Raw genomic sequence first — 10,692 nt, 5'->3', positions numbered from 1 at the left:
AGTGGGAGCGGGCTTGCTCGCGAAAGCGGTGTATCAGATACAAATTACGTGACTGACACACCGCTTTCGCGAGCAAGCCCGCTCCCACAGGCAAGCTGTTCCTCATGGCAATTGATCGTTGGCCAACACCTTGTATCAGCGGCATTCGGCCCTGCGGCCCTTATGTGGTAGGCTTTGCCGGTTTGCACGGTGGGCGGTCATGACCCGGTGTTTCGGCACGGGCGTTCTGATCGTTCCATTTGTCCGCCTTCAGGAGTTCTCATGCGTCTGACCCAGATTTTCGCCGCCGCAGCCATTGCGTTGGTCAGCACCTTTGCCGTCGCCGATGACGCGGCCGACAAAGCCATCCGTAAAAGCCTGGAAAACCTCCAGCTCGAAGTTCCGGTAGAAAGCATCTCCGCCAGCCCGCTGCCGGGCCTGTACGAAGTCAAGCTCAAGGGCAGCCGCGTGCTCTACGCCAGCGCCGACGGCCAGTACGTGGTGCAGGGCTACATGTTCCAGCTCAAGGACGGCAAGCCGGTCAACCTGACCGAGAAGACCGAACGCCTGGGCATCTCCAAGCTGATCAACGACATTCCGGTTGCCGAAACCGTGGTCTACCCGGCCATCGGCGAAACCAAGTCGCACATCACCGTGTTCACCGACACCACCTGCCCGTACTGCCACAAACTGCACGCCGAAGTGCCCGAGCTGAACAAGCGCGGCATCGAAGTGCGTTACGTGGCATTCCCGCGCCAGGGCCTGGGTTCGCCAGGTGACGAGCAACTGCAGGCGGTCTGGTGCTCGAAGGACAAGAAAGCGGCCATGGACAAGATGGTCGATGGCAAGGAAATCAAGGCCGCCAAGTGCGAGAACCCTGTGTCCAAACAATTCGCCCTCGGCCAGTCGATTGGCGTGAACGGCACGCCGGCCATCGTTTTGGCCGATGGTCAGGTGATTCCGGGCTACCAGCCTGCGCCACAAGTCGCCAAACTGGCGCTGGGCGCGAAGTGATTTCGCATCGTCAGGGCTAGCCCTGGCGATCAGGGTCCGGTGTCAGCATTGGCCGGGCCATCAATAGAGAGCCGCGAACCTGCGGCTGTTTTCACGGCCGGCCTCGTGTCGGCCGTTTTATGGGGAGTTCACAGTGAAACCGGTCAAAGTAGGCATCTGTGGGTTAGGGACCGTCGGTGGCGGTACCTTCAACGTACTTCAGCGCAACGCCGAGGAAATTGCTCGTCGTGCCGGGCGTGGGATCGAAGTGGCACAAATTGCCATTCGCACGCCAAAGCCTCAGTTCCAAACGACCGGTATTGCGATTACCACCGATGTCTTCGAAGTGGCCACGAACCCTGAGATCGACATCGTCATAGAGCTGATGGGCGGCTATACCGTTGCCCGCGAGCTGGTACTCAAGGCCATCGAGAATGGCAAGCATGTGGTCACCGCGAACAAGGCGCTTATCGCCGTTCACGGTAATGAGATTTTCGCCAAGGCGCGCGAGAAGGGCGTGATCGTTGCGTTCGAAGCGGCCGTGGCCGGTGGCATTCCGGTGATCAAGGCGATCCGTGAAGGCCTGTCTGCCAACCGCATCAACTGGGTGGCGGGCATCATCAACGGCACCGGCAACTTCATCCTGACGGAAATGCGCGAGAAGGGTCGCACCTTCGAAGACGTACTGGTCGAAGCCCAGGCTCTGGGTTACGCCGAAGCCGATCCAACCTTCGACGTCGAAGGCATCGATGCGGCGCACAAGCTGACGATCCTGGCGTCCATCGCGTTCGGTATCCCGCTGCAGTTCGACAAGGCCTACACCGAAGGCATCACCCAACTGACCACTGCCGACGTGAACTACGCCGAGGCCCTGGGCTATCGCATCAAGCACCTCGGCGTGGCGCGCAGCACGGCCACCGGCATCGAGTTGCGCGTGCACCCGACGCTGATCCCGGCCGATCGCCTGATCGCCAACGTCAACGGCGTGATGAACGCGGTGATGGTCAACGGTGATGCGGCCGGTTCGACCCTGTTCTACGGTGCGGGCGCCGGCATGGAACCGACCGCTTCGTCGGTGATCGCCGACCTGGTGGACGTGGTTCGCGCCATGACCTCCGATCCGGAAAACCGCGTGCCGCACCTGGCCTTCCAGCCGGATTCGCTGTCGGCGCATCCGATCCTGCCGATCGAAGCCTGCGAAAGCGCCTACTACCTGCGCATTCAGGCCAAGGACCATCCGGGTGTTCTGGCCCAGGTGGCGAGCATCCTGTCGGAGCGTGGCATCAACATCGAATCGATCATGCAGAAGGAAGTCGAAGAGCATGACGGCCTGGTGCCGATGATCCTGCTGACCCACCGTGTGCTGGAGCAGCACATCAACGACGCCATCGCGGCGCTCGAGGCCCTGGCTGGCGTGGTCGGCCCGGTGGTGCGGATCCGCGTCGAGCACCTGAACTAAGCCGTTATCGTTCACCGGGCCCGCCAGCGGGTCCGGCATTGCGAACACTGTCCATTGGAGTCAGTCATGCGTTACATCAGTACCCGCGGCCAGGCACCGGCCCTGAATTTCGAAGACGTCCTGCTGGCCGGTCTGGCCACTGACGGCGGTTTGTACGTCCCGGAAAACCTGCCCCGTTTCACCCAGGAAGAGATCGCTTCCTGGGCTGGCCTGCCGTATCACGAGCTGGCGTTCCGGGTCATGCGCCCGTTCGTCACCGGCAGCATTCCGGACGCCGATTTCAAAAAGATCCTTGAAGAAACCTACGGCGTGTTTTCCCACAATGCCGTGGCGCCGTTGCGTCAGTTGAACGGCAACGAGTGGGTGCTGGAGCTGTTCCACGGCCCGACCCTGGCGTTCAAGGATTTCGCCCTGCAACTGCTCGGTCGCCTGCTCGACTACGTGCTGGAAAAACGCGGTGAGCGCGTCGTGATCGTCGGCGCCACGTCCGGTGATACCGGTTCGGCCGCCATCGAAGGCTGCAAGCACTGCGAAAACGTCGACATCTTCATCCTGCACCCGCACAACCGGGTGTCGGAAGTGCAGCGTCGGCAGATGACCACGATTTTCGGCGAGAACATCCACAACATCGCCATCGAAGGCAACTTCGATGACTGCCAGGAAATGGTCAAGGCCAGCTTCGCCGACCAGAGTTTCCTCAAGGGCACGCGCCTGGTAGCGGTGAACTCGATCAACTGGGCACGGATCATGGCCCAGATCGTCTACTACTTCCACGCGTCCCTGCAGTTGGGCGGCCCGGCGCGTTCGGTGTCGTTCTCGGTGCCGACCGGCAACTTCGGCGACATCTTCGCCGGTTACCTGGCGCGCAACATGGGCCTGCCGATCAACCAGTTGATCGTCGCCACCAACCGCAACGACATCCTGCACCGCTTCATGAGCGGCAACCAGTACGTCAAGGAAACCCTGCACGCCACGCTGTCGCCGTCGATGGACATCATGGTGTCGTCGAACTTCGAACGCCTGCTGTTCGACCTGCACGGTCGCAATGGCGCGGCGATTGCCGGGCTGATGGACAGCTTCAAGCAAGGCGGCGGTTTCAGCGTCGAGCAGGAGCGCTGGACCGAAGCCCGCAAGCTGTTCGACTCCCTGGCCGTGGATGACGCACAAACCTGCGAAACCATCGCCGAAGTCTTCGAGCAGACCGGCGAAGTGCTGGACCCGCACACCGCCATCGGCGTCAAGGCCGCGCGCGAATGCCGCCGCAGCCTGGACATCCCGATGGTCATCCTCGGCACCGCCCACCCGGTCAAGTTCCCGGACGCGGTGGAACAGGCGGGCGTCGGCAAGGCCCTGGAGTTGCCAGCCCACCTGGCCGACCTGTTCGAGCGGGACGAGCGTTGCACCGTGCTGCCAAACGAGCTGAAGGCCGTGCAGGCCTTCGTCAGCCAGCATGGCAATCGCGGCAAGCCGTTGTAAGAAACGTTATCACCCCCCTGTAGGAGCGAGCATGTCGAGGCGTCGAACCGTCGCGATGGACGTCAACGATAACGTGGGCGTCCTGAATGCCCGCGGTGCCTGGGATACCATCGCGAGCATGCTCGCTCCTACAGGGGATCGCGGTGCATCAGCCGCCTGACTGTTTTTCCCCTGTCACATTCCCCCTGCATGCTCTCAAGACCAGAGCCGCCTTCGCGCTCTGCACCCCGAACTTTCTGCTCGTGCTGGCGGTCATTGTTTGTAGACACGCCCCTGGCACTTTGTTTTTTCGGACTATTGAGTGGTGATCGAGATGGAAAGTATCTGCCTATTGCTCGGTGAGGCTCTGAGCCCGTATCAGGTGACATTGACCCCGTCAGGTGCCCACGGCGAATGCCTGGTAACCTTGAAGAGCGCCACGGGCGCTATCGTGGTCGAACGGTCTTTCAATCAGGCGCAGTTGACTGACAAGCGTCTGCTCACCGATGTGGTCGACGGCTTGCACCGCGACCTGATGATTGCCGAAGGGCGTCTGGAACCCTGTGTGATTGCGGCGTTGCGCAATGCCGCACTGGAAAAGGTCGTGGCCCGCGCTTAAGTGAATTTTCTTTCATGGGAACCTTCCCGGCCCAAGGTCGGTCAGAGGTTGTAACAGCAGGATCAAGCATTGTGCTCCGGTGCTTGCCGCTTGCTGCTACGGGTCTGGATCAAGGACCACGTTTAACCCCGAGTCGTCTCCCCACTTCTCGGGGTTTCTTTTTGCCTGCGATTTGTCAGGGTCGCCCCTGCTGTTGGAAGTACACCCTGGATTCTTCCAGGTAGGCACTGCGGCTTTCCGGGTCCAGCCATTCGGCGTAGGCCTCGCTCAGATGCTGGTGAGGCAGTTTGCGCAGCAACTGGTTGATCTCGCTGATCGCCTGCCGACCCTGGGGAGTGTCGGTGCAACCGATGTACCCCGACAGGTACTTCTCGGCGCCGCGAATCGGATAGAACTGCAACTCATCTTCCTCAATCCCCTGCTGTTGGGCCTGATAGCGGATCTCCGGCCGGTAGCCCAGCAGGAATCGCAGGCGCCCCAGCCGTTGCATCTGTAGCAGACTGCCCAGGGCATCGTTGCCGTAGTGAGGGGACAGTGCCTTGGCTGGCGCCTGCTTGAGCAACGTGTCGAGGTACTCGCCGTAGTTGCGTTGGGCAATCACGCCCAACTGCTCGCGACCGCCGGCCAGCAATTGCGCCAGGTCGACTTCGCCATCATGCAGGTAGGGGGCAATCACCTCGTGATCGACCCGGCGCACGGCCAGGCCGTTACTCATGGCACGAAACACCGGGATGGAGAACACGATCCAGCCCTCGCGCTCCTTGCTCCAGTTCAAGGCGGCATCGCACGTCAGGGAAGGCTCGTGGAGCATTTGCAAGGCGCGAGCGCGATTGACTCGCATCAGCACATGCCGGTATTGCGGCATGTCCACGGTCAACAGGGGCAATAACTGGTCGATGACGCCCTGGCCCTTTTTCGGGCCTTCGAAAATCGTCAGTGGCGGCAGGTCGCGCAACAGCCAGATCAGGGTTTCTTTGGGTTGGGCCATGGCCGAAGGCGCCGGTGCGACCAGCAGCGTAGCCAACGCGAAGGCGCAGATGACCCTCACACGCCATGGCATGGCGTGCGCAGGGCGTAGCGCAAACGGTTGCCTCAGCTTAGATGGCCCCGTCTTTTCGCAGCTGTGCAATCTGTTCCCTGTCGTAGCCAAGATCGTTGAGTACCTGCACATTGTGTTCGCCCAACTGCGGCCCGACCCATTGCGAAGTGCCAGGTGTCTCTGAGAGTTTCGGCACGATGCCCGGCATCTTGAAATCTTTGCCATCGGGCAGCTTCGCCTTGAGGAACATTTCCCGCGCCAGGTATTGCGGATCGCTGAACATGTCCTCGGCACTGAAGATCCGGCTGGCAGGCACCTCGGCCTGATTCAACTGTTGCATGACGCTGTCCAGCGGCAGCGAGTTGACCCAGCGATCGATCACCCCGTACAACTCGTCGCGGCGGCTGTCGCGGCCGTCGTTGCTGGCCAGCGTCGGGTCGTTGGCCAGGTCTTCGCGGCCGATGACCCGCATGAAACGCTTGAAGATCGCGTCGCCATTGGCGCCGATCTGCACGTGCTTGCCATCGGCGCTGGTGTGGATCGACGACGGCGTGATGCCGGGCATGATGTTGCCGGTGCGTTCACGGATGAACCCGAACACGTCGAACTCCGGGACCATGCTTTCCATCATGGCGAAGATCGCTTCATACAACGCTACGTCGACCACCTGGCCGAGGCCGCCGTTGACTTCGCGATGACGCAGGGCCATCAGCGCACCGATCACGCCCCACAGCGCGGCAATCGAGTCACCGATGGAAATCCCGGTGCGCACCGGTGGCCGGTCCTCGAAACCGGTGATGTAGCGCAGGCCGCCCATGGACTCACCGACGGCGCCGAAACCGGGTTGATCCTTCATCGGGCCGGTCTGGCCAAAACCCGAGAGGCGCACCATGACCAGCTTCGGGTTGAGTGCGTGCAGCACGTCCCAACCCAGGCCGAGCTTCTCCAGGACGCCGGGGCGAAAGTTCTCGATCAGGATGTCCGCTTCACCCAGCAGCTTTTTAAGGATGGCCAGGCCTTGCGGGTGTTTCAGGTTCAGGGTCAGGGACTTCTTGTTGCGCGCCTGGACGAACCACCACAGTGACGTCCCTTCATACAGCTTGCGCCATTTGCGCAATGGATCGCCGCCATCGGGGGACTCGATCTTGATCACTTCGGCACCGAATTCGCCGCAGATGCGCGAGGCAAACGGCCCGGCGATCAACGTGCCCAGTTCGATGACTTTCACGCCTGAGAGGGGTTGGGCGGATAACGACATGCTGAATCCTGTAGGACAAGGCTTGGCTGATAGAGCGTTTTAGCACAGCCAACCGTCAGGCGCGCAAGGTTGATGGTCAGCAATTCGTTGAATGCCCCCCGCATCGGTTAGACTTGCCGCCTTTCCCTGTATCAAGAAGCCCGTTCATGGCCCAGCCGTCCACGACCTACAAGTTTGAACTGAACCTCACCGACCTTGACCGCAGCATCTACGAGTCAGTGAAGCAGACCATCGCCCGTCATCCGTCGGAAACCGAAGAGCGCATGGCCGTGCGCCTGCTGGCCTACGCCCTTTGGTACAACGAACAGCTGTCGTTTGGGCGTGGTCTGTCAGACGTCGATGAGCCGGCACTGTGGGAAAAGAGCCTGGATGATCGCGTCCTGCACTGGATCGAAGTCGGCCAGCCGGACGTCGATCGCCTGACCTGGTGCTCGCGCCGTACCGAGCGCACCAGCCTGCTGGCCTACGGCAGCCTGCGTGTCTGGGAGGGCAAGGTGATCCCGGCGATCAAGAACCTGAAGAACGTGCACATCGCGGCCGTGCCGCAGGAGGTCCTGGAAATTCTCGCCAAGGACATGCCTCGGGTGATCAAGTGGGACGTGATGATCAGTGACGGCACGGTTTTCGTCACCGACGACCGAGGTCAGCACGAAGTCCAGTTGCAGTGGCTGAGCGGCGAACGCGGCTGATTGTCCGCGCTTCACCCGGTTTTATCCTACGTATCCAAGAGAAGCACCTGTCACCCCATGCGCATCGAACCTCGCCTGTTGCCCGAAACCCTGCCATTTCTCGGCGATCTGCCGCCACTGCTGACGCGTCTGTACGCGGCGCGGGGTGTGCTGACCGAGGCTGAACTGGACAAGAGCCTGGCACGGCTGATTCCGTTTCAGCAGCTCAAGGGCATCGATGCGGCGGTGGACCTGCTGGTGACAGCCCTGGAACAGCGCCAGCGGATCCTGATCGTCGGCGACTTCGACGCGGACGGCGCCACGGCCAGCACCGTGGGCACCCTGGGCCTGCGCCTGCTGGGCGCCGCGCATGTCGACTACCTGGTGCCGAACCGCTTCGAATACGGCTACGGCCTGACGCCGGAAATCGTCGAAGTGGCGCTGACCCGGACGCCGCAGTTGTTGATCACCGTGGACAACGGCATCTCCAGCGTCGAGGGCGTGGCGGCAGCGAAAAAGGCCGGGCTCAAGGTGCTGGTCACCGATCACCACTTGCCGGGCGACGAGCTGCCGCTGGCCGATGCCATCGTCAATCCGAACCAGCCCGGGTGCGGTTTTCCGAGCAAGGCACTGGCCGGTGTCGGGGTGATTTTCTATGTGTTGATGGCCTTGCGGGCGCGCTTGCGCAGCCTCGGCTGGTACGCCAGCCAGCCGCAGCCGAACATCGGTGAACTGCTCGACCTGGTGGCGCTGGGCAGCGTCGCGGACGTGGTGCCGCTGGACGCCAACAACCGGATTCTGGTGCATCAGGGGCTGGAGCGGATTCGCGCCGGTCGCGCGCGGCCGGGGATCAAGGCGATCCTCGAGGTCGCCAAGCGTGACCACGGGCGCATCACCTCCACCGACCTGGGGTTCATCGTCGGTCCACGGCTGAATGCGGCGGGGCGCCTGGATGACATGAGCCTGGGCATCGAGTGCCTGCTCACCGAGGATGCCGCTGTCGCCCGGGACATGGCCGCCCAGCTCGACGGCATGAACCAGGACCGCAAATCCATCGAACAGGGCATGCAGCGCGAGGCACTGGCCCAGCTCAAGGATCTGCCGGTGGAATCGATGCCGTTCGGCCTGTGCCTGTTCGACCCGGAATGGCACCAGGGGGTGATCGGTATCCTCGCGTCGCGCATGAAAGAGCGCTATTTCCGCCCGACCATCGCCTTTGCCGATGCCGGTGACGGCCTGCTCAAGGGGTCGGGGCGCTCGGTGCAGGGCTTTCATATCCGCGACGCCCTGAGCGTGGTCGCGGCGCAACACCCCGACCTGATCAGCAAGTACGGCGGCCACGCGATGGCGGCCGGCCTGACACTGCCTGAAGCGAATTTCCCGCTGTTCGCCGAAGCCTTCGACGCCGAAGTGCGCCGGCAATTGCGCGAAGAGGACCTGACCGGGCGCCTGCTGTCGGACGGCACCCTGGCGGTCGAGGAGTTCCACCTCGAACTGGCCCGCGCCTTGCGCCATGCCGGTCCCTGGGGTCAGCACTTCCCTGAGCCGCTGTTCCACGGGGTGTTTCAGCTGGTGGAGCAGCGCGTGGTGGGCGAGCGGCACCTCAAGGTGGTGCTCAGAAGCGAATGCGGCTCGGTGAAACTCGATGGCATCGCGTTTGGCATCGACCGCGATATCTGGCCGAACCCGACGATCAAATGGGTCGAACTGGCCTACAAGCTCGACCTCAACGAGTTTCGCGGGGTTGAAACCGTGCAGTTGATGATTGCCCACATCGAACCGCGTTAGCCCGCCCCGCTGTAGGAGCGAGCATGCTCGCTCCTACAGCGGGGCGGGCAACCGGCAGGAACCACGCACCGACCGCCGATGTCGACTAGGCTCTAAGCACTGCTTGATTGGCCTTGTGACGTCTTGTCGAATTTTTTGCCCGCGGGGGCGGGTGCTGCACCTTTTTTCCTGTCACTCGTCGACTTGTCAAACAGAACCCTGGAGCCTGACCACTGATCGAGAGGTGCCCCATGAGTCTGCTGCTTGAACCCTTTACCCTTCGCCAACTGACCCTGCTCAACCGCATCGCGGTGTCGCCGATGTGCCAGTATTCCAGTGTCGATGGCCTGGCCAATGACTGGCACCTGGTGCACCTTGGCAGCCGCGCTGTCGGCGGCGCGGGGCTGATTTTCACCGAAGCCACGGCGATCACGGCCGATGGACGCATCACCGCGCAAGACCTCGGCTTGTGGAATGACGAGCAGATCGAGCCGCTGCAACGCATCACCCGTTTCATTGCCGCCCAAGGGGCGGTCGCGGGCATTCAGCTGGCGCACGCCGGGCGCAAGGCCAGCACCCATCGGCCGTGGATCGGCAAGCATGGCAGCGTAAAACCCGAAGACGGTGGCTGGACCCCGGTCGGTCCTTCGCCCATCGCTTTCGACCCGCAACACACGCAGCCCAAGCCGCTGGATGAAGGGGAAATCGCCGAGGTCATCCAGGCCTTCGTCGCATCGGCGAAGCGCGCGTTGACCGCCGGGTTCAAGGTGGTGGAGGTCCACGCCGCCCACGGCTACCTGCTGCATCAGTTCCTGTCACCGCTGAGCAACCAGCGGCGCGATCAATATGGCGGCTCCTTCGAAAATCGCATTCGTCTGGTGTTGCAAGTCACTGAAGCGGTACGTGCGGTGTGGCCTGAAGAGTTGCCGGTGTTTGTCCGCGTCTCGGCCACTGATTGGGTCGAGGACGGCTGGAACCCGGATGAAACCGTGGAGCTGGCGCGACGCCTGAAGGACCTGGGGGTGGACCTGATCGACGTCTCCTCGGGCGGCACCGCAGCCAACGCCGAAATCCCCACCGGCCCCGGTTACCAGACCCGTTTCGCCGAACGGGTGCGCAAGGAGTCCGGCATGGCCACCGGCACGGTCGGCATGATCACCGAACCGGCCCAGGCCGAGCACATCCTGCGCACATGCCAGGCCGACATCATCTTCCTCGCCCGCGAACTGCTGCGCGATCCGTACTGGCCGCTGCACGCCGACGACGACCTGGGCGGGCGCAACGCGGTCTGGCCGGCGCAATACCAACGTGCAACGCATCGCGATCAGCCGATCCATGAGTCGGATTTGCGCGACTGATCACTGGCATCAGCTTCCCGACCCTGTAGGAGCGAGCATGTCGAGGCGTCGAACCGTCGCGATGGACGCTTAGACGACGCGGGAAACCTGACATCCC

Annotated in this window: 9 protein-coding genes; 7 read left to right on the top strand and 2 right to left on the bottom strand. The window is 62.5% G+C overall.

What is annotated here, in order from left to right; all coding sequences use genetic code 11:
- Positions 1 to 261 precede the first annotated feature (261 nt).
- From QIW53_RS27020 to QIW53_RS27005, 4 genes are all read left to right on the top strand, one after another.
- Positions 262 to 993: a DsbC family protein gene (locus tag QIW53_RS27020; protein ID WP_371052654.1), complete on the top strand. Its 732-nt coding sequence runs from the start codon at positions 262 to 264 to the stop codon at positions 991 to 993.
- 133 nt (positions 994 to 1,126) lie between these two features.
- Positions 1,127 to 2,431, top strand: coding sequence for a homoserine dehydrogenase (locus tag QIW53_RS27015; RefSeq protein ID WP_371052653.1), 1,305 nt, complete (start codon positions 1,127 to 1,129; stop codon positions 2,429 to 2,431).
- A gap of 66 nt (positions 2,432 to 2,497) precedes the next feature.
- Positions 2,498 to 3,907 (top strand): threonine synthase, encoded by a 1,410-nt coding sequence (thrC, locus tag QIW53_RS27010; RefSeq protein ID WP_371052652.1) that lies wholly within the window; start codon positions 2,498 to 2,500, stop codon positions 3,905 to 3,907.
- A gap of 313 nt (positions 3,908 to 4,220) precedes the next feature.
- On the top strand, positions 4,221 to 4,505 hold the full coding sequence (locus QIW53_RS27005) for a DUF3509 domain-containing protein (RefSeq protein ID WP_371052651.1): 285 nt from the start codon (positions 4,221 to 4,223) through the stop codon (positions 4,503 to 4,505).
- Between the two features lie 175 nt (positions 4,506 to 4,680).
- Here the strand turns inward: QIW53_RS27005 and QIW53_RS27000 are convergent, their stop codons facing one another.
- Both QIW53_RS27000 and QIW53_RS26995 read right to left on the bottom strand, forming a co-directional pair.
- Positions 4,681 to 5,565, bottom strand: coding sequence for a TIGR02285 family protein (locus tag QIW53_RS27000; RefSeq protein WP_371052650.1), 885 nt, complete (start codon positions 5,563 to 5,565; stop codon positions 4,681 to 4,683).
- A 37-nt stretch (positions 5,566 to 5,602) separates the two neighbouring features.
- Positions 5,603 to 6,802: a CaiB/BaiF CoA transferase family protein gene (locus QIW53_RS26995; RefSeq protein WP_371052649.1), complete on the bottom strand. Its 1,200-nt coding sequence runs from the start codon at positions 6,800 to 6,802 to the stop codon at positions 5,603 to 5,605.
- A gap of 146 nt (positions 6,803 to 6,948) precedes the next feature.
- On the opposite strand from QIW53_RS26995, the gene QIW53_RS26990 reads away from it, so the two are divergent.
- The 3 genes from QIW53_RS26990 to QIW53_RS26980 all read left to right on the top strand — a co-directional run bounded on the left by QIW53_RS26990 (position 6,949) and on the right by QIW53_RS26980 (position 10,595).
- Positions 6,949 to 7,491: a YaeQ family protein gene (locus QIW53_RS26990; protein ID WP_371052648.1), complete on the top strand. Its 543-nt coding sequence runs from the start codon at positions 6,949 to 6,951 to the stop codon at positions 7,489 to 7,491.
- Between the two features lie 57 nt (positions 7,492 to 7,548).
- A complete protein-coding gene (gene recJ, locus QIW53_RS26985) occupies positions 7,549 to 9,258 on the top strand; it encodes a single-stranded-DNA-specific exonuclease RecJ (protein WP_371052647.1) in 1,710 nt (569 codons plus the stop codon).
- A gap of 230 nt (positions 9,259 to 9,488) precedes the next feature.
- Entirely contained in the window at positions 9,489 to 10,595 is a 1,107-nt protein-coding gene (locus QIW53_RS26980) for an NADH:flavin oxidoreductase/NADH oxidase (protein WP_371052646.1), read from the top strand.
- Positions 10,596 to 10,692 lie beyond the last annotated feature (97 nt).

Source organism: Pseudomonas fluorescens, from assembly GCF_041354075.1.
Lineage (GTDB): Bacteria > Pseudomonadota > Gammaproteobacteria > Pseudomonadales > Pseudomonadaceae > Aquipseudomonas > Aquipseudomonas fluorescens_CE.
This window is presented reverse-complemented; position numbering and strand designations above follow the sequence as displayed.

Coding starts and splice junctions, on each gene's coding strand:
- QIW53_RS27020 (WP_371052654.1), top strand. CDS start 262: ATGCGTCTGACCCAGATTTTCGCCGCCGCAGCCATTGCGTTGGTCAGC.
- thrC (WP_371052652.1), top strand. CDS start 2,498: ATGCGTTACATCAGTACCCGCGGCCAGGCACCGGCCCTGAATTTCGAA.
- QIW53_RS27005 (WP_371052651.1), top strand. CDS start 4,221: ATGGAAAGTATCTGCCTATTGCTCGGTGAGGCTCTGAGCCCGTATCAG.
- QIW53_RS27000 (WP_371052650.1), bottom strand. CDS start 5,565: ATGCCATGGCGTGTGAGGGTCATCTGCGCCTTCGCGTTGGCTACGCTG.
- QIW53_RS26995 (WP_371052649.1), bottom strand. CDS start 6,802: ATGTCGTTATCCGCCCAACCCCTCTCAGGCGTGAAAGTCATCGAACTG.
- QIW53_RS26990 (WP_371052648.1), top strand. CDS start 6,949: ATGGCCCAGCCGTCCACGACCTACAAGTTTGAACTGAACCTCACCGAC.
- recJ (WP_371052647.1), top strand. CDS start 7,549: ATGCGCATCGAACCTCGCCTGTTGCCCGAAACCCTGCCATTTCTCGGC.
- QIW53_RS26980 (WP_371052646.1), top strand. CDS start 9,489: ATGAGTCTGCTGCTTGAACCCTTTACCCTTCGCCAACTGACCCTGCTC.